Origin of the sequence: Limnohabitans sp. (assembly GCF_031538885.1) — a bacterium.
Taxonomy (GTDB): Bacteria; Pseudomonadota; Gammaproteobacteria; order Burkholderiales; family Burkholderiaceae_C; genus Limnohabitans.
The window spans coordinates 1-17,712 of record NZ_JAVKLW010000065.1; the positions used below are offsets into that span (position 1 = coordinate 1).

Annotated in this window: 19 protein-coding genes; 18 read left to right on the forward strand and 1 reads right to left on the reverse strand. The window is 56.7% G+C overall.

What is annotated here, in order from left to right; translation table 11 throughout:
* The first annotated feature begins 120 nt into the window (after positions 1-120).
* From RMS03_RS05225 to RMS03_RS05310, 18 genes are all read left to right on the forward strand, one after another.
* Complete coding sequence (locus RMS03_RS05225; protein WP_310626042.1) at positions 121-306, forward strand: 2TM domain-containing protein; 186 nt, start codon at positions 121-123, stop codon at positions 304-306.
* A gap of 1 nt (position 307) precedes the next feature.
* Complete coding sequence (locus tag RMS03_RS05230; RefSeq protein ID WP_310626043.1) at positions 308-535, forward strand: DUF2306 domain-containing protein; 228 nt, start codon at positions 308-310, stop codon at positions 533-535.
* 31 nt (positions 536-566) lie between these two features.
* A complete protein-coding gene (locus RMS03_RS05235; RefSeq protein WP_310626044.1) occupies positions 567-2,402 on the forward strand; it encodes a glutamine--tRNA ligase/YqeY domain fusion protein in 1,836 nt (611 codons plus the stop codon).
* 346 nt (positions 2,403-2,748) lie between these two features.
* Positions 2,749-2,988, forward strand: coding sequence for an acyl carrier protein (gene acpP, locus RMS03_RS05240; protein ID WP_100131465.1), 240 nt, complete (start codon positions 2,749-2,751; stop codon positions 2,986-2,988).
* Positions 2,989-3,004: 16 nt separating this feature from the next.
* Positions 3,005-4,249 carry a beta-ketoacyl-ACP synthase II gene (gene fabF / locus RMS03_RS05245; protein ID WP_310626045.1) on the forward strand — a complete coding sequence of 415 codons (1,245 nt, stop codon included), beginning with the start codon at positions 3,005-3,007 and terminating at the stop codon, positions 4,247-4,249.
* Between the two features lie 11 nt (positions 4,250-4,260).
* Complete coding sequence (locus tag RMS03_RS05250; protein WP_310626046.1) at positions 4,261-4,698, forward strand: hypothetical protein; 438 nt, start codon at positions 4,261-4,263, stop codon at positions 4,696-4,698.
* A 10-nt stretch (positions 4,699-4,708) separates the two neighbouring features.
* The gene (locus tag RMS03_RS05255) at positions 4,709-6,208 is read left to right on the forward strand and encodes a DegQ family serine endoprotease (RefSeq protein ID WP_310626047.1); all 1,500 of its coding nucleotides are present in this window, start codon (positions 4,709-4,711) and stop codon (positions 6,206-6,208) included.
* Positions 6,209-6,665: 457 nt separating this feature from the next.
* Entirely contained in the window at positions 6,666-8,474 is a 1,809-nt protein-coding gene (lepA, locus tag RMS03_RS05260) for a translation elongation factor 4 (RefSeq protein ID WP_310626048.1), read from the forward strand.
* Positions 8,474-9,469: a signal peptidase I gene (gene lepB, locus RMS03_RS05265; protein WP_310626049.1), complete on the forward strand. Its 996-nt coding sequence runs from the start codon at positions 8,474-8,476 to the stop codon at positions 9,467-9,469. The genes lepA and lepB overlap by 1 nt, the downstream gene beginning before the upstream one ends.
* Positions 9,466-10,185: a ribonuclease III gene (rnc, locus tag RMS03_RS05270; RefSeq protein WP_310626050.1), complete on the forward strand. Its 720-nt coding sequence runs from the start codon at positions 9,466-9,468 to the stop codon at positions 10,183-10,185. Before lepB ends, rnc begins: the two co-directional genes overlap by 4 nt.
* Positions 10,186-10,229: 44 nt before the next feature.
* On the forward strand, positions 10,230-11,189 hold the full coding sequence (gene era, locus RMS03_RS05275; RefSeq protein ID WP_405023502.1) for a GTPase Era: 960 nt from the start codon (positions 10,230-10,232) through the stop codon (positions 11,187-11,189).
* Positions 11,190-11,217: 28 nt separating this feature from the next.
* Positions 11,218-11,973, forward strand: coding sequence for a DNA repair protein RecO (gene recO, locus RMS03_RS05280; protein WP_310626059.1), 756 nt, complete (start codon positions 11,218-11,220; stop codon positions 11,971-11,973).
* Between the two features lie 8 nt (positions 11,974-11,981).
* Positions 11,982-12,731, forward strand: a complete 750-nt coding sequence (locus tag RMS03_RS05285; protein WP_310626052.1) for a pyridoxine 5'-phosphate synthase — start codon at positions 11,982-11,984, stop codon at positions 12,729-12,731.
* An 8-nt stretch (positions 12,732-12,739) separates the two neighbouring features.
* Positions 12,740-13,147 (forward strand): holo-ACP synthase, encoded by a 408-nt coding sequence (gene acpS, locus RMS03_RS05290; protein WP_310626053.1) that lies wholly within the window; start codon positions 12,740-12,742, stop codon positions 13,145-13,147.
* A gap of 3 nt (positions 13,148-13,150) precedes the next feature.
* On the forward strand, positions 13,151-14,233 hold the full coding sequence (nagZ, locus tag RMS03_RS05295) for a beta-N-acetylhexosaminidase (RefSeq protein ID WP_310626054.1): 1,083 nt from the start codon (positions 13,151-13,153) through the stop codon (positions 14,231-14,233).
* Between the two features lie 33 nt (positions 14,234-14,266).
* A complete protein-coding gene (locus RMS03_RS05300; protein ID WP_310626055.1) occupies positions 14,267-14,470 on the forward strand; it encodes a hypothetical protein in 204 nt (67 codons plus the stop codon).
* 18 nt (positions 14,471-14,488) lie between these two features.
* The gene (locus RMS03_RS05305; protein WP_310626056.1) at positions 14,489-15,451 is read left to right on the forward strand and encodes a Bug family tripartite tricarboxylate transporter substrate binding protein; all 963 of its coding nucleotides are present in this window, start codon (positions 14,489-14,491) and stop codon (positions 15,449-15,451) included.
* A 3-nt stretch (positions 15,452-15,454) separates the two neighbouring features.
* Complete coding sequence (locus tag RMS03_RS05310; protein ID WP_310626057.1) at positions 15,455-15,841, forward strand: hypothetical protein; 387 nt, start codon at positions 15,455-15,457, stop codon at positions 15,839-15,841.
* A gap of 61 nt (positions 15,842-15,902) precedes the next feature.
* On the opposite strand, the gene lysS is transcribed toward RMS03_RS05310, so the two are convergent.
* Entirely contained in the window at positions 15,903-17,444 is a 1,542-nt protein-coding gene (gene lysS, locus RMS03_RS05315) for a lysine--tRNA ligase (protein ID WP_310626058.1), read from the reverse strand.
* Positions 17,445-17,712 lie beyond the last annotated feature (268 nt).

The following is a 17,712-nucleotide window of genomic DNA, read 5'->3' on the forward strand; positions in this document are numbered from 1 at the left end:
AGGGGCCTGAGGGCAAAGGTGGGATGACGAAATGGGTCTCTTACGCCGAAAAATCGTGCTATCGACGCACACAATTGCACATCGTGAAGTCCGTAACAAGTCACGCTACAAATTCATGCGTTGTGCAGACCTTCCCTAGGCATTAATCTCTGGACACGCCCGCAGTACTTGTGGGTGGGTTGGGTGGCGATGGGCTGGGGCATTGGCGTTCTGTTTCATGGCTTGCGCGTGTTCGAGCGTTTCAGCCCATTTGGCGCAGATTGGGAAAAGAAAGAAGTCGAAAAACGTTTGGGTCGAAAAATCTAAGATGCAACTCACACCTATCATCGCCATCCATATGAGCGCAGCCATCGCTGCTTTGGTCATTGGCCCCGTTGTGCTTTGGACTCGTTTGGGAAAACACATCAGACCGTGGCTGCACCGCGCACTGGGCTATGCGTGGACCACGCTGATGTTGGTGGCTGGTGCATTCACGCTGTTGCCCACGCGCTATTTGGGCCAATTGATTTGGCATGAATGGCTAGGCTGGCTCTGATTCCGGCCTGCGTGCCGCCTAAAATCACGGCATGACGAAACCCGCCACCCCCGCGACAGAACAAGACCACAAGCCCAGCAACTTTTTGCGCCAAATCATCGAAAACGATTTGGCCCAAGGCACTTACGCCAGCCGCCGCTGGGCGGGCAGCCCCGGTGACGCAGCGCATCACTCAGCAGGCGCTCCAGACCCAGCCAAGATTCGCACCCGTTTCCCACCCGAGCCCAACGGCTACTTGCATGTGGGCCATGCCAAAAGCATTTGCATCAACTTCGGCCTCGCGCGCGACTACGGTGGCGTGTGCCATCTGCGCTTTGACGACACCAACCCCGAAAAAGAAGACACCGAATACGTCAACGCCATCATCGATGCGGTGCAGTGGCTGGGCTTTGACTGGAGCCAACTCGGCCAAACACCCGGAACTAGCAAAGCCTACCAAGCCAGCGACTACTTCGACTTCATGTACCGCGCCGCCGAGGCCTTGATTGAAGCGGATCACGCCTATGTGGATGAGCAAACCCCAGAAGAAATGCGCGTCAACCGTGGTGACTTTTCTAAGCCCGGTGTGGACAGCCCTTTCCGTTCTCGCAGCGCTGCTGAAAACCTCGCACGCTTTCGCGAGATGCGTGACGGCAAGTTGGCCGACGGTGCCGCCGTGCTACGCGCCAAGATTGACATGGCCTCGCCCAACATCAACCTGCGCGACCCCGCCATCTACCGCATTCGCCGCGCCACACACCACAACACGGGCGACCAATGGTGCATCTACCCGATGTACACCTTTGCGCATCCCATCGAAGACGCGCTGGAGCAAATCACACACAGCATTTGCACGCTGGAGTTTGAAGACCAGCGCCCGTTTTACGACTGGCTGCTGGAGCGCCTGTGCGAGTGCGGCCTGTTGGCTGCACCCAGTCCGAAGCAATACGAGTTCTCGCGCCTCAACCTCACCTACGTCATCACCAGCAAACGCAAACTCGCGCAATTGGTGAACGAGGGCAAAGTGAGCGGTTGGGACGACCCACGCATGCCCACCATCGTGGGCCTGCGCCGTCGTGGCTACACACCCGAGAGCCTGCAACTGTTTGCCGAACGCATTGGCGTGACCAAGAGCGACAGCTGGATTGACTACAGCGCCCTCGAAGGCTGCTTGCGCGAAAGCCTAGAAAACACCGCACACCGCGCCATGGCCGTGCTGTACCCCGTCAAACTCGTGCTCACCAACTGGGATGATGTGATGGGTGCGGGCCACTTAGAGCCCTGCACGCAGCCTGCGTTGCCGCCAGCACCGCAAGGTGCTTCTCAAGGCCATGTCGAAGGCCTTGAAGTGTCCACGCGCCATTTCAAAATAGGCAAAGAAGTGTGGATTGAGCGTGACGACTTCGCCGAAGTTCCACCCAAAGGCTACAAACGTCTCTACCCTGGCAATAAGGTGCGCCTCAAAGGCGGCTACGTGATTGAATGCACGGGCTGCACGAAAGATGTAGATGGTGTGGTAACCGAGGTACTTGCCATTGTCATCCCCGACACCAAGAGCGGCACACCCGGCAGCGCCACCGTCAAGGCCAGCGCCGCTATCACTTGGGTGGGCGTGAACGACGGCCTTGAAGCCGAAGTGCGCCTGTATGACCGCTTGTTCACCGACGCACAGCCCGACGCAGGTGGCAAAGACTTCTTGACAGCCCTCAACCCCGACAGCCTGAAAGTGGTGACCGCGTATGTGGAGCCGTCACTGGCCCACGTGCCCGCTGGTGCGCACTTTCAGTTTGAACGTCACGGCTACTTTGTGACCGATCGCGTGGACCATGCGCAGGGGAAATTGGTGTTTAACAAAATCACGGGGCTCAAGGACACTTGGGCGAAATAAAGAACGCCCATGAATAGCAGCACTATTTCTGAACTGAGCAAGCTCTGTAGCCCTGCCTAGCGCGACCGCTTGGTTAACAGGCTGCTGACCCCCCCCCCCAGTTCAGCTCCACGCCGACCTCCTGAGAAGCGTCAATGGACGAGCCAAGGCGAGCAAAAAACGAAGGAAATCAGAGTGCGGAAAGAGGGCCCGAAAAATCAAAACCATCCGGGGAGAGATTGCGCTCGCGCATGGGGTATTCGGTGGCCTGTGAAGGCCAGAATTCGAAAAGAATCCAAGCAGAATTACTACGGTTGGGCCATCCGGTTAAAATCACAGTCTTATTCACAACCCTTAGAGGGAATCCATGAGCGATATCGAAACACGTGTCAAAAAAATCATTGCGGAGCAACTCGGCGTTGAAGAGTCTCAAGTCACCAACGAAAAAGCCTTCGTGGCTGATCTGGGTGCCGACTCCTTGGACACAGTGGAATTGGTGATGGCATTGGAAGACGAGTTTGGTATTGAAATCCCAGACGAGGATGCCGAAAAAATCAACACCGTGCAAAACGCGATTGACTACGCGTTGACCCACAAAAAAGCCTAACTGCTAGGAACACCGCATGAGCCGTCGTCGCGTCGTCGTGACCGGCCTAGGCTGTATCAGCCCCGTGGGTAACACGGTGGCTGACGCTTGGGCCAATCTTTTAGCTGGTAAGTCTGGCATTGCGAACATCACTCGTTTTGATGCGTCCGCAATCAATTGCCATTTCGCTGGTGAAGTGAAAGATTTAGACCTTGACCCATACATCGCCCCGAAAGAAGCGCGTGCCATGGACAAGTTCATTCACTACGGCATTGCAGCGGCGATGCAAGCGGTTCAAGACTCAGGCTTAATCACGGGTGAAGCTCTGAGCGCAGAAGAAGCGACGCGTATTGGTGTCGTGATTGGCTCTGGCATTGGCGGCTTGCCACTCATAGAAAACATGCACAGCGAGCTGTTGGCCAAAGGTCCACGTCGAATTTCTCCCTTCTTTGTGCCAGCGTCCATCATCAACATGATCTCTGGTCACGTGTCCATGCGCTACGGCTTCAAAGGCCCGAACTTGGCCGTAGTCACAGCCTGCACCACAGGCCTGCACAGCATCGGCGAAGCGGGGCGCCACATTGAGTACGGCGATGCCGACGTGATGATTGCTGGCGGCGCTGAGTGTTGCATGTCCCCTTTGGGGGTGGGGGGCTTTGCTGCCATGCGTGCACTGTCAACGCGCAATGACGATCCTGCGACCGCTTCGCGCCCTTGGGATCGCGACCGCGATGGTTTTGTGTTGGGCGAAGGTGCTGGCGTTTTGGTGCTCGAAGAGTACGAGCACGCCAAAAAACGGGGCGCCAAGATTTATGCAGAGTTGGGTGGCTATGGCTTGAGTGCCGATGCGGGTCACATGACTGCGCCCAACATGGACGGCCCACGCCGCGCCATGCTCAGCGCACTCAAGAATGCAGGTGTGAACCCCGATCAAGTCGATTACTTGAACGCGCACGGCACATCAACGCCGCTGGGTGATGTCAACGAGACCAATGCGATCAAAGCCGCCTTGGGCGATCACGCCAAGAAGACCGTGGTCAACTCGACCAAATCTATGACTGGCCATTTGTTGGGCGGTGCCGGTGGCATTGAAAGTGTGTTCACCGTGTTGGCTATTCACAACCAAAAAAGCCCACCCACCATCAACATCTTTAATCAAGACCCCGAGTGTGACTTGGACTACTGCGCCAACACCGCGCGTGACATGAAGATTGATGTGGCCCTCAAAAACAACTTCGGATTTGGCGGCACCAACGGCGCGTTAGTTTTTAAACGGGTCTAAGGGCTTTCGACATGCACAACGCTCCATCGGTTTCATATCCGGTGGGGCGTTGTGCTTTTCAGCGTACTTGCTTTGCAGGCTTGTTGCTTGGTGCTTGCTTGGTCTTGGGGGTGTGGTTGTCTCAGCAAACGCTGGGTGGCGCAATGATTCTGGGTGTTTTGTGTGCGCTGGTGGCCTCGGTGTGGGGGTGGAAATCCTTGCAGCACAGAGGGACTTTGAGTTGGAATGGTCAAGTCTGGTGCTTGCACGACCGTGGTGGTGATTTAGAAGATGCGTTGGGTGTCTTACAGGTTGCATTGGACGTCCAGCAGGCCTTGCTTTTGCGCTGGCAGCCCACATCTGACACACTGCATGCCAAACCCATTTGGCTTTGGTTCGGCGCAGAACACGCACGTGGGCGCTGGCAAGACTTACGTCGCGCTGTGTACCAGCACTCTGAAATGAATTGAAGGAAGAAATATGGCACATCCAGTGGTATTCAAACGTTCGCTCTCGGTTGGACTCTTGTGCACCTCGATATGGGTCACAGGTCTCGGCGTGTCTCTGGTTCAGCCTGTTAGCGCACAAGTGGCGACTGTGCAGGGGGTACGTGGCTTACCTGACTTCACGGAGTTGGTCGAGCAGGTAGGGCCGTCTGTAGTGAATATCAGGACGCTAGAGAAAGCAGCCCTGCGTGAAGTGCAAGGCAATGAGCCTGATGCGGAAATGCAAGAGTTCTTCCGTCGTTTCTTTGGTGTGCCCATGCCAACGCCAAACAATCCCAATGCCCCCCGTCAGCAGCGCCCGAACCGTGGCCAAGCAGAAGAGGCTCAGCCTAAAGGTGTCGGGTCTGGTTTCATCTTGTCAGCCGATGGCTACGTGATGACCAACGCTCATGTGGTGGAGGGAGCTGAACAAGTCTTGGTCACGTTGCCCGACAAACGCGAGTTCAAAGCCCGTCTCATTGGCCTCGACAAACGCACCGATGTGGCCGTGGTCAAGATCGAAGCCGCAGGCTTACCCGCAGTAAAGATTGGTGATGTCGCGCGCCTCAAAGTAGGGGAGTGGGTGATGGCCATTGGCTCCCCCTTTGGTTTGGAAAACACAGTGACTGCGGGTATCGTCAGCGCCAAGCAACGTGACACGGGGGATTACCTGTCCTTCATCCAAACCGATGTGGCCATCAACCCCGGTAACTCGGGTGGACCGCTTATCAACATGCGCGGTGAGGTGGTTGGGATCAATAGCCAAATCTATTCGCGCTCCGGTGGTTTTATGGGCATCTCCTTCGCCATTCCGATTGACGAAGCTGTGCGTGTCAGTGAGCAGCTGCGTGCGACAGGCAAAGTGCAACGGGGTCGCTTGGGCGTGCAGATTGATCAGGTCAGCAAAGATGTGGCTGAATCGTTGGGGCTCTCCAAAAACCAAGGTGCCTTGGTGCGTGGTGTGGAGCAAGGCTCGCCCGCTGAAACAGCGGGCTTGGAGCCAGGTGACATCATCTTGAAGTTCGAAGGAAAAATCATTGACAAGTCCAGTGACTTACCACGCATGGTCGGCCGCACCAAGCCAGGCACACGCAGCGCCATTCAAGTCTGGCGCCGTGGCAATGTGAAAGACATGCAAATCACCGTGGGGGAGTTTGAAGCGGATAAGCCTGTCAAAAAGGCATCCGCCCCAGAGAAGGCGCAAGCAGCGGGTCTGGTCACGAAGGTGCTCGGATTGACGGTGAGCGAACTGACGGATGCGCAAAAGAAAGAACTGAAATTGCGTGGAGGGGTGCGCGTGGATGCGGTGGCAGAGCCCGCAGCACGTGCTGGCATTCAAGAAGGCGATGTGATCTTGGCTTTAGCCAACATTGAAACGCCCAATGTGCAGACCTTGGAGGCTCTGATAGCCAAGCTCGATCGCAGCAAGTCCGTCAGCCTGTTAATTCGCCGAGGTGAATGGGCCCAATACACAGTCATTCGACCTGCGCGTTAAACCCCTAGGCTGGAGTCGGGAATGGCGAGGAGTTCTTAATTTTTTTGAGACTCAAAAAATACTTTTTAAGTTAGTACTCGCAAACTTAAATAAAGTGTTCAAGCCCTTTTTGTATAGAATTGAGGGGCTGAATGCGTCTTTGCGATATATCGCAAGCCCAAAACTCCACGATACGGGATTGACTGACTGACCCCACAGGTGATCCACAGTTCACCCACAAGTTGCTCCAAAACCCCTCTGTCAAAATGTTAATAAGCTGTGGATAAATTTATGTTGCAAACCCGCAACGAGGCCTCGGTTGAGTTGAGACCGCTGTGCAAATCGGGGGTTTTGCCTACAATGAACTCCCAACTTATGCAGTTGTCATTGCTTGTTGGTTCTGGGCGCGTCAGCACATGACGCGCCCTTTTTTCATGGCGCTCTCCCTTTGAATTCAATCACTTAAGTGCCCCTGTTGATGAACAACATCAGAAACTTTTCAATCATTGCCCACATCGATCATGGCAAATCTACGCTGGCAGATCGTTTGATTCAGCGTTGCGGAGGACTTGAAGAGCGTGACATGCAAGCGCAAGTTCTCGACTCGATGGACATCGAGAAAGAGCGTGGGATAACTATCAAAGCGCAGACCGCTGCGCTGCAATACAAAGCCAACGACGGTCAGGTCTACAACCTGAATTTGATCGACACACCCGGCCACGTTGACTTCTCTTACGAGGTGTCGCGTTCACTCTCTGCCTGCGAAGGCGCGTTGCTGGTGGTCGATGCCAGTCAAGGTGTGGAAGCACAAACCGTGGCCAACTGTTACACCGCACTCGACCTGGGTGTTGAGGTGCTGCCGGTGCTCAACAAAATGGATTTGCCCAACGCAGACCCAGAGAATGCCAAAGCCGAAATTGAAGATGTCATTGGTATTGATGCCACCGACGCCATTCCTTGCTCTGCCAAAACAGGTTTGGGCATCGACGAAATCTTAGAGGCCGTGGTGGCACATGTGCCCCCACCCAAAGGCAACCCCAACGCACCTTTGCGCGCAATGATCATTGACAGCTGGTTTGACAGCTACGTCGGCGTGGTGATGTTGGTGCGTGTGGTCGATGGCCGTTTGGGCAAAGGCGAGCGTTTCAAAATGATGGCCACAGAGGCTGTCTACAACGCCGACAACCTTGGTGTGTTTACGCCCGCCAACGAACCGCGTCAGTCGCTTGAAGCCGGCCAAGTGGGCTACATCATTGCGGGCATCAAAGAGCTGCAAGCTGCCAAGGTGGGTGACACCATCACCTTGGAAAAGAAGCTGCCCAATAACTTAGGCCCAGCCGAGCAAGCCTTACCAGGGTTTAAAGAAATTCAGCCCCAAGTATTCGCGGGCTTATACCCAACTGAAGCCAACCAATACGACGGTCTGCGCGACGCGCTGGAAAAACTCAAGCTCAACGATGCCTCGCTCCAATACGAGCCAGAGGTGTCGCAAGCCTTGGGCTTTGGTTTCCGTTGCGGCTTCTTGGGCCTGTTGCACATGGAGATCGTGCAAGAGCGCTTAGAGCGCGAGTTTGACCAAGACCTCATCACCACCGCCCCCAGCGTGGTGTACCAAGTGGTCATGCCCGGCGCCGAAGTGGTAATGGTGGAAAACCCATCCAAGATGCCTGACCAAGGCAAGCTGCATGAAATTCGCGAGCCCATCGTCACCGTCCATCTTTATATGCCGCAAGACTACGTGGGCGCTGTGATGACACTGGCCAACCAAAAACGTGGTGTGCAAATGAACATGGCTTACCACGGCCGCCAAGTCATGCTGACCTATGAAATGCCTTTGGGTGAGATCGTGCTTGATTTCTTCGACAAACTCAAATCCGTCTCTCGTGGCTACGCCTCGATGGACTATGAGTTCAAAGAGTACCGCGCGTCTGACGTGGTGAAGGTCGACATCTTGCTCAACGGCGAGAAGGTCGATGCCCTGTCCATCATCGTGCACCGCACACAGGCCACCTACCGTGGCCGTGCCGTGGTGGCCAAGATGCGCGAGATCATCAGCCGTCAAATGTTTGACGTGGTGATTCAAGCCGCGATTGGTACCAACATCATCGCGCGTGAAACCATTAAGGCTTTGCGCAAGAACGTGCTGGCAAAATGCTATGGTGGCGACATCAGTCGCAAACGCAAACTGCTTGAGAAGCAAAAAGCAGGTAAAAAACGCATGAAACAAATTGGCTCGGTCGAAGTTCCGCAAGAAGCTTTCTTGGCCATCTTGCAGGTGGAGGATTAATGGCTACATTGACCGCATTCGTGCTGGCTGCCTTTGTGGGCTACGCCGGTTTTTGGTACGTGGGCATGATCGAGGGCAACTTTGCTTTGCTCATGTTCATGGCCACCGTGGTGACCGGTATTTATTGGTTGGCCGAACAGTTTTATTTCTTACCCCAGCGCAAAGCAGCGGCTGAGCAATTGCAGGCCCACGCCGACCAACGCACCGCCGAGTTGCATGCCCAAGGCATCACCCAAACCGACCTGAATGTGACGCAAGCCAAAGAACGGCTTTACATGCAGCCTTGGTGGTTGGATTGGACCGCTGGTTTGTTCCCCGTCATCGCCGTGGTGTTTGTGCTGCGCTCTTTTCTGTTTGAGCCCTTCAAAATTCCCTCGGGTTCGATGATTCCCACCTTGCTGGTGGGTGACCTGATCTTGGTCAACAAATACCACTACGGTGTGCGCTTGCCCGTACTCAACATCAAGCTGACCGAAGGCAACCCCGTGCAACGCGGTGACGTCATGGTCTTTCGCTACCCACCCAAGCCCAGCTTGGACTACATCAAGCGTGTAGTCGGCGTGCCCGGTGACGAAGTGGCTTACTTGAACAAGCAACTCACCATTAACGGCCAACCCGTCAGCAAAGCGCCGCGTGCCGACTTCTTTGAAGAAGACAGCATGCGTTACATCTCGCAGTTTGAAGAAAAGCCCCCTTTGGGTAGTAAGCCTTCGGAGATGATAGGTGTGCGCACCCACCACTTGTTGAATGACAAAGACCGCCCCTCCTTCGTGCCGGGCGCAGATGACTTTGCCTTCAAAGAAAACTGCCACTACACCGTCGAAGGCGTGACCTGCAAAGTACCTGCTGGCCACTACTTCATGATGGGTGACAACCGCGACAACTCACTCGACTCGCGCTACTGGGGCTTTGTGCCAGAGAAAAACATCGTCGGCAAAGCCTTCTTTGTCTGGATGAACTTTGGCAGCCTCTCGCGCATTGGCGCATTTCAATGACATCACGCGCTCGTTCCTCCCCTCACAGCCCGTCCCAACAGCAAATCCTTGAGACGCTTCAAGCACGCTTGGAATACACGTTTCAAAACCCTGCCTTACTCACGCAGGCTCTGACACATCGAAGCTTCAGCACCGACCACTATGAACGCTTAGAGTTCCTAGGTGACTCGGTTCTCAATTTGGCCATTGCCAATTTGCTATACCTGCGCCTCAACACCTTGCCGGAGGGCGACCTCTCTCGCGTGCGTGCCAACTTGGTCAAACAAGACACCTTGCATCACTTGGCCGTTGAGCTGGGGCTGTCTGGCATCTTGCGCTTGGGCGAGGGCGAAATGCAGTCGGGTGGGCAAAAGCGACCCTCCATCTTGGCGGATGCGCTAGAGGCTGTTCTCGGCGCGGTCTACCTGGATGCGGGCTACATCGCCGCCGACGCCTTGGTGCAACGCATTTTTGCCAAGGTCGAAGTCAACCCCGAGATGCAAGCCGTTGGCAAAGACGCCAAAACCGAGCTGCAAGAATGGTTGCAAGCACGTAAATTCAAACTGCCCATCTACCGTGTGGTGGGCACCTTGGGCGCGGCACACAAACAAACCTTTGATGTGGAATGTGAAGTTCCAGAACTGGCCCGCTGCGAGCGCGGCATTGGTGGCTCGCGCCGCGCAGGAGAACAAGCCGGCGCAGCAGCCATGCTCCAATTTATCAAAGAGTCGCTATGACTAAACCTCCCAACAACGAACAAAGCCTTCAAGACATTGACGCCATGCTGGCTGCCAGCAAAGGCAACCGTGTTGTCGCCAGCCAAGCCGTGGTCGCACCTGCGGACCAACGCTGCGGCTTGATTGCCATCGTCGGCAAGCCCAACGTGGGCAAGTCCACCTTGCTCAACGCCTTGGTGGGGCAAAAAATCAGCATCACCTCACGCAAAGCACAAACCACGCGCCACCGCATCACAGGCATGCACACCCAAGGCGCGACGCAGTTTGTGTTTGTGGATACGCCCGGCTTTCAAACCATCCACGGCAACGCCCTCAACAAGTCGCTCAACAAAGCCGTGCAAGGCGCGGTCGGCGATGTCGACTTGGTGTTGTTGGTGGTCGAGGCCGGCAGCTTCACCCCAGCCGACGAAAAGGTGTTGTCACTGTTGGCCAACGGCATCCCCACCATCTTGTTGGCCAACAAACTCGACACGATGAAAAATCGCGCCGACATCATGCTGTGGCTGCAAGCCATGCAAGAGCGACACCCCTTTTCCGAGATCGTGCCCATGTCGGCCAAGAACGACAAAGACGTGCAGCGCTTGTTGGGCATTTGCGAAAAATACCTGCCCGAACAAGCTTGGATGTACGCCGCCGACGAGCTCACCGACCGCAGCGAAAAATTCATGGCCGCCGAAATGGTGCGTGAAAAACTCTTTCGTTTGACGGGCGACGAATTGCCCTACACCTCGACCGTCATCATCGACAAGTTCGAAGAAGAAAAGGGCAAGACCAAAGGCGTCAAACGCTTGGTGCGCATTGCCGCCACCATCGTGGTCGAGCGCGATGGCCACAAAGCCATGGTCATTGGTGACAAAGGTGAGCGCTTGAAGCGCATGGGCATGGAGTCGCGCACCGAGTTAGAAAAACTCTTCGACGCCAAAGTCTTCTTAGAGCTATGGGTCAAAGTCCGCTCTGGTTGGGCCGACGATGCAGCGCGGGTGCGTAGCTTTGGCTACGAGTAAATCCAGCACCTTCACGATATCGCGGGGCATTCCCCGCATCCATGACGAGCCTGCGTTCGTGTTGCACCGGTACGACTGGAGCGAGTCCAGTTTGATCTTGGAAACCTTCACCCGCCACTTCGGTCGGGTGGCTTTGGTGGCCAAGGGTGCCAAAAAACCCAGCTCCAACTTTCGCCCCGTGTTGCTGCCCTTGCAGCCGCTGTACGTCAGCTATTCGGGCGATGCCGAAATTCGCACCTTGAAAGGCGCTGAATGGGTGGGCGGCCACATCATGCCCACGGGTGAGGCGCTGCTGTCTGGCTACTACATCAACGAGTTGCTGCTGCGCCTATTGGCGCGTGACGACCCGCACCCCAGTTTGTTTGACCTTTATCGCCAAGTGGTGCAAGTGCTGGCCTCGGGGCACGAGGGCACCATCAACCCCGCGCTGCGTGCGTTTGAGTTGCTGCTGTTGCGTGACATTGGCTTCTTGCCTGAGCTCAACATCCAAACCCTCACCTTAGGCGCAGTACAGCCCGACGCTTTGTATGTGCTGGTGGCCGAGGGCGGTTTGCGCACCCATCACGCGCAAGACCGCGCAGGCCTCGCGGGCGGCGTCTGGTTGCAGTTGTACGACAGCCTCAGCATCGACGCGCCCTTCACCGCCACGCTGCGTTTGTGCGCCGAGATGCCCCCAGAGCAACGCAACGCCTTGCAGGGCCAGCTACGCGCCTTGCTGCACTACCATTGCGGGGTCAAAACACTGCGCACGCGGCAGATGATGATTGACCTGCAATCCCTTTGATTTACGCCATGTCCAAACACACAAAAACCGCTCTGTCGGTCAACCTCAACAAAGTGGCCTTGGTGCGCAACACGCGCCACTTGGGCATCCCCAGCGTCACGCGCGCGGCCACGCTCTGCCTAGAGGCAGGCGCTGCGGGCATCACCGTGCATCCACGCCCCGACGAGCGCCACATCCGCGCTGGCGATGTGCATGACTTGGCTGCCTTGCTCAAGGCCTGGCCTGACCGTGAGTTCAACATCGAAGGCAATCCCTTTCACAACCTGATGGACTTTGTGCGCGAGGTGCGCCCCCATCAAGTGACCTTTGTGCCAGACAGCGAAGGCCAGTTCACCAGCGACCACGGCTGGAACTTCCCGCAAGACGCTGAGCGCTTGAAACCGCTCATTGATGAGGCCAAAGCCCTTGGTGCGCGCGTGAGCCTCTTCATGGACCCGATTCCCGAGGCGATGGCCGCTGCCAAAGCCGTGGGCGCTGACCGCGTAGAGCTCTACACCGAGACCTATGCCTCAGCTTATGGCTCACCCAAGCAAGCTTCAACTTTGGCCGCCTTCAAAGCCACCGCCGAAGCCGCTTTGGCGGTGAGCCTTGGCATCAACGCGGGCCACGACTTGAACCGCGACAACCTGCACACCTTCCTCACCACCGTGCCCGGTGTGCAAGAGGTGTCGATTGGCCACGCCCTGATTGCCGACGCGCTAGAGATGGGTTACACCCAAACTATTCGCGCGTACAACGCGTGCATGCCGCAGGCCTAAGGCAACGCATGATTTACGGCATCGGCACCGACATTTGCGACATTCGCCGCATCCGTGCGTCCCTTGAACGCCATGGCGAACGCTTTGCGCAAAAAGTGCTGAGCGACCACGAGCTGCAAACCTACTGCGCCCGCAGCGAGCGTTGGCCCGAGCGCGGTGTGCGTTATGTGGCCACACGCTTTTCGGCCAAAGAAGCCTTTAGCAAAGCCATTGGGTTGGGCATGCGCATACCCATGAGTTGGCGCTTGTGCGAAGTGGCCAAGCTGCCCAGCGGTCAGCCCACCCTTGTGCTGCATGGCGTGCTCAAAGCATGGTTTGAAGCCAAAGGCTTGAGCGCCCACGTCAGCGTGAGCGACGAGTCCGACTACGCCACCAGCTACGTGGTGGTGGAAAAAACGGCGGATACAAACAACTGATTTATGTCTCACCACGCCCCCCTCATCCTTGACATCGCAGGCACCCAGCTCACCGCGGCAGACCGCACGCGTTTGCAGCACCCGCTCACTGGCGGTGTCATTTTGTTTGGCCGCAACTGGGCCAACCGCCAGCAGCTCACCCAGCTGTGCGCCGACATCAAGGCCGTGCGTGACGACTTGCTCATTTGTGTCGACCACGAAGGCGGGCGCGTGCAACGCTTTCGCACCGATGGTTTCACCCACATCCCGCCCATGCGTGCCTTGGGCGAGCTGTGGATGACAGACAAAAACAAGCAGCCCAGCAGCGGCGCCATGGCGGCGATGGACGCCGCCACCGCCAGCGGCTATGTGTTGGCCAGCGAGCTGCGTGCGTGTGGTGTGGACTTCAGCTTCACCCCCGTGCTTGACCTCGACCACGGCGAAAGCGGTGTGATTGGCGACCGTTCCTTCCACCGCGACCCACGCGTGGCCACCGCCTTGGCCAAATGCGTCATGCATGGTTTGTTGCTGGCGGGCATGGCCAACTGCGGCAAACACTTTCCCGGTCATGGCTTTGTCAAAGCCGATTCGCATGTGGACATTCCTGTCGACAAGCGCAGCCTCAAAGCCATCCTGGGCGACTGCGCCTTGCCTTACCAATGGCTCACCACCACACTCACCAGTGTGATGCCCGCCCACGTCATCTACCCCAAGGTCGATGCACTGCCCGCAGGCTTCTCACCGCGTTGGTTGCAAGACATCTTGCGCGGACAGCTCCATTTCAACGGCGCCATCTTCAGCGACGATTTGTCGATGGAAGGCGCGCGCCGTATCGGTAGCCGTTCGGTCAGTTTTGCTGAGGCCGCTGTGGCTGCGCTCAACGCCGGCTGCGACCTGGTGCTGTTGTGCAACCAAAGCATGGGCGATGGCCATGCGGTGGATGAAATGCTCGAAGGCTTGACCGAACGCCTTGTCAAAAACCAATGGCACGCCAGTGACGCCAGCGAACAACGCCGTCGCACACTGCTGCCCACAACTTCGCCGCTAGCTTGGGACGCGCTGATGACCCACCCCGCTTACCTGCGGGCTTTGGACCTCTTGCCTTAAACCGCACCCACTCACCCCTTCAAGAAAGCGCATATGGCAACCCCTAACTACAACTACGAAAAACGTCAACGCGAATTAGCCAAGAAGAAGAAAAAAGAAGAAAAATTGCGCGAGCGTGATGCCCGAAAAACTTCACCTGATGGTGAGTATGGTCAGAACCCAGACATGAACGCTGAGCCTGACCACAGTCAAAATCCAGACGGCGAAGCCCCCGCCGCTGCGTCCAATCAACCTTGACTTCTTAGGAGTTCTGCCATGTTTCCTTCTCGTCGTCACTTTGCCGTCCTAGCCTTGGCTTTAAGCTGTGGCTTGGCTGCGGCACAAAACACCAAGCCTATCAAGCTGATGGTGGGCTTCCCGCCTGGGGGCGGCACAGACGCAGTCGCGCGCATCTTGGCTGACAAACTCAAAGACGAACTCGGCGTGCCCGTGGTGGTCGAGAACAAACCCGGTGCAGGCGGACAACTTGCAGCGCAAGCCTTGAAAGCCGCACCTGCCGATGGCACGGTGCTGTTCCTCTCGCACGACCACACCATCTCCATCTTGCCCTTGGTGGCCAAGAACCCCGGCTACGAGCCTACGAAAGACTTTGCACCCGTGGCGGGCTTTGCCATCTTTGTCAACGCCTATGCCGTGTCGGGTGGCACACCTGCCAAATCCTTCACCGACTATGTGGCTTGGGTCAAAGCCCAAGGCGGCAAAGGCGCTGTGGGAATTCCTGCCTCAGCCTCCACGCCTGAGTTTTTGGTCAAAGTGGTGGGTGAGAAGTTCAAACTCGATCTGGTCTCCGCCCCCTACCGTGGCAGTGCCCCCATGATGGCCGACATGCTGGGCAACCAAATTGCCGCAGGCGTGGGCTCGGTGCCTGACTTCATCGAAAACCACAAGGCGGGCAAAGTGCGCATCGTTGCTGTGCTGGGTGCCAAGCGCCAAGCTGCGTTGTCTGATGTACCCACCTTTGGCGAGCTGGGCTTGAGCGGTTTGGATGACATGCCTTACTACGGCATCTTCGCGCCCGCTGGTACACCGCAGGCCACCCTCAACCACTTTGGCGTGGCCTTGTCCAAAGTGTTGACCATGCCGGATGTGCATGAGCAGCTCACCAAAATGGGCCTCACCGTGGGCTACATGAACTCGCACCAGCTCGAGCAACGTGAGCGCGTCTACACACAGGTGTGGGCCAAGCTCATCAAGAACAGCGGCTTTCAGCCGCAATAAAACATGGCAATACCTTGGCTCTCCGCACTCAAAGTCATCCCTTGGGGAGATGTGATGTCGCACGCTCCCAGCGTGCTTGAAAAAGCCCGCGATCTCATGGCGCGCAAGGGCACTGATGCCGCCCCACCACCGATGGCCACGGCGAACGTACACGACGATGTGCCCAGTTTGGGTGAGTTGAAAAACCGCCTGCTCACAGCCAATGCGCAGATTGATGCGCTACAACAACGTCAGACCCAGCTGGCGCAAACCGTGCGCGATCTGGCTGAACAAAACGCGGCACTGGTCTCTGCGGTGAGTGGATTGCGCCAAACCTTTCGCTGGATGGTTGGTGGTTTGGTGCTGGCGTTTGTGGGCCTTGGTGTGGTGGTTTACAAGCTGCTTTTTTGAGCTGACACCGCCAACAAAAAACGCCTCGCATTGCGAGGCGTTTTGTTTTTAAGTCAGGCGCTCACGCCTCGCGTCGCAACGCAGGGAACAAAATCACGTCACGGATGCTGGGGCTGTCGGTCAGCAGCATCATCAAGCGGTCAATGCCAATGCCGCAGCCGCCAGTGGGGGGCATACCGTATTCGAGGGCGCGCACAAAGTCGTGGTCGTAGAACATGGCTTCGTCGTCACCACTGTCTTTGGCTTCTACTTGGGCGTGAAAGCGGGCGGCTTGGGTCTGGGCATCGTTCAACTCGCTAAACCCATTGCCAAACTCGCGGCCTGTGATGTAGAGCTCAAAGCGCTCGGTCACATCGGGCTTGCTGTCGCTAGCGCGGGCCAAGGGTGAAATCTCCACAGGGTGCTCGCAGATGAAGGTGGGCTGCCACAACTTGTCTTCCACCGCCTCTTCAAAGTACATCACTTGCAGACCAGCCAAGCTGCGGGTGCTGAGTTTGTCTTTCTCTTCTTTGAAGCCGAGTTTTTTCAAGGCGTTGATCAGCCACTCGCTGTTGTCCACGTTGTCGCCCGCTTCGGTGTGTTTGCGGATGGCTTCGCGGATGGTCAGGCGCTCGAACGGTTGGCTCAGATCCACGGCCTTGCCGCCGTAGGTGAGCAGCGTGGTACCAGCAGCCTTCAGGGCCGCATCGCGCACCAGCTCTTCGGTGAAGTGCATCAGGTCTTGGTAGTTCCAGTAGGCCGCGTAGAACTCCATCATGGTGAACTCGGGGTTGTGGCGCACGGAGATGCCTTCGTTGCGGAAGTTGCGGTTGATCTCAAACACGCGCTCAAAGCCACCCACGATCAAGCGCTTCAAGTACAGCTCGGGCGCGATGCGCAAGAACATTTCTTGGTCCAGCGCGTTGTGGTGTGTGGTGAAGGGCTTGGCGTTGGCGCCGCCGGGGATGGGGTGCAACATGGGCGTTTCCACTTCGAGGAAGTTGTGTTGCACCATGAACTCGCGAATGCCGCTGACCGCTTTGCTGCGCGCCACAAAGCGCTTGCGTGCGGTTTCGTCCGTCATCAAATCGACGTAACGCTGGCGGTATTTGATCTCTTGGTCAGCCACGCCGTGGAACTTGTCAGGCATGGGGCGCAGGCTCTTGGTGAGTATGCGGATGCTGGTGGCGTGAATGGACAATTCGCCTGTGCGGGTTTTGAACAGCTTGCCTTCGCAGGCCACGATGTCGCCCAAGTCCCAGTGTTTGAAGTCGGCGTACAAGTCTTCGCTCACGTCATCGCGTGTCACGTAAATCTGGATGCGACCTGTGCTGTCTTGCAGCGTGGCAAAGCTGGCCTTGCCCATCACGCGCTTGAGCATCATGCGGCCCGCCACTTTGGCGAACTGGCCTTCTTCGGTCAACACCTCGACGGTCTTGTCACCATGCAACTCGTGCAAGGTGGCGGCGTGGTGCGCAGGCTTGAAATCGTTAGGGAAGGCCGCGCCTTGGCCTGCAGCCTGGCGATCGCGCATGACCTTGAGCTTCTCGCGGCGCTCGGCCATGAGTTGGTTTTCGTCGACGGGAGCGGCTTCCGAAGCGGAGGGGGTGTGGTTGGTAGGCATCTAAAGGGACGTAAGTGGGTGAAGGGCTGCGCATACAGTTGCAATGCGGCAAGCCATGCATTTTAAGAGGAAGGCGTTGCTATCTCTGCTTTATTTATGAAAGCTTTTTGCTGCGCTGCCAGCGTTTTCTAGGGAACATCTGCATAACCTTCTTGTAAACCCTGACAGCGTGAACGCCATAGACTGCGTTGAATACACATGAAACAAACCAGCCTATCGATCAGCGGCTTTGAGCTGCAAAGTAAACGCACACGTCGACGAGAGTTTC

What these genes read in the sequence shown, in the direction of transcription:
- era (WP_405023502.1), top strand. Translation starts at nt 10,230, where the DNA reads ATGCTGGCTGCCAGCAAAGGCAACCGTGTTGTCGCCAGCCAAGCCGTG.
- RMS03_RS05255 (WP_310626047.1), top strand. Translation starts at nt 4,709, where the DNA reads ATGGCACATCCAGTGGTATTCAAACGTTCGCTCTCGGTTGGACTCTTG.
- lysS (WP_310626058.1), bottom strand. Translation starts at nt 17,444, where the DNA reads ATGCCTACCAACCACACCCCCTCCGCTTCGGAAGCCGCTCCCGTCGAC.
- acpS (WP_310626053.1), top strand. Translation starts at nt 12,740, where the DNA reads ATGATTTACGGCATCGGCACCGACATTTGCGACATTCGCCGCATCCGT.
- lepB (WP_310626049.1), top strand. Translation starts at nt 8,474, where the DNA reads ATGGCTACATTGACCGCATTCGTGCTGGCTGCCTTTGTGGGCTACGCC.
- lepA (WP_310626048.1), top strand. Translation starts at nt 6,666, where the DNA reads ATGAACAACATCAGAAACTTTTCAATCATTGCCCACATCGATCATGGC.
- RMS03_RS05230 (WP_310626043.1), top strand. Translation starts at nt 308, where the DNA reads ATGCAACTCACACCTATCATCGCCATCCATATGAGCGCAGCCATCGCT.
- RMS03_RS05310 (WP_310626057.1), top strand. Translation starts at nt 15,455, where the DNA reads ATGGCAATACCTTGGCTCTCCGCACTCAAAGTCATCCCTTGGGGAGAT.
- RMS03_RS05235 (WP_310626044.1), top strand. Translation starts at nt 567, where the DNA reads ATGACGAAACCCGCCACCCCCGCGACAGAACAAGACCACAAGCCCAGC.
- RMS03_RS05300 (WP_310626055.1), top strand. Translation starts at nt 14,267, where the DNA reads ATGGCAACCCCTAACTACAACTACGAAAAACGTCAACGCGAATTAGCC.
- nagZ (WP_310626054.1), top strand. Translation starts at nt 13,151, where the DNA reads ATGTCTCACCACGCCCCCCTCATCCTTGACATCGCAGGCACCCAGCTC.
- acpP (WP_100131465.1), top strand. Translation starts at nt 2,749, where the DNA reads ATGAGCGATATCGAAACACGTGTCAAAAAAATCATTGCGGAGCAACTC.
- fabF (WP_310626045.1), top strand. Translation starts at nt 3,005, where the DNA reads ATGAGCCGTCGTCGCGTCGTCGTGACCGGCCTAGGCTGTATCAGCCCC.
- RMS03_RS05250 (WP_310626046.1), top strand. Translation starts at nt 4,261, where the DNA reads ATGCACAACGCTCCATCGGTTTCATATCCGGTGGGGCGTTGTGCTTTT.
- RMS03_RS05285 (WP_310626052.1), top strand. Translation starts at nt 11,982, where the DNA reads ATGTCCAAACACACAAAAACCGCTCTGTCGGTCAACCTCAACAAAGTG.
- RMS03_RS05305 (WP_310626056.1), top strand. Translation starts at nt 14,489, where the DNA reads ATGTTTCCTTCTCGTCGTCACTTTGCCGTCCTAGCCTTGGCTTTAAGC.
- rnc (WP_310626050.1), top strand. Translation starts at nt 9,466, where the DNA reads ATGACATCACGCGCTCGTTCCTCCCCTCACAGCCCGTCCCAACAGCAA.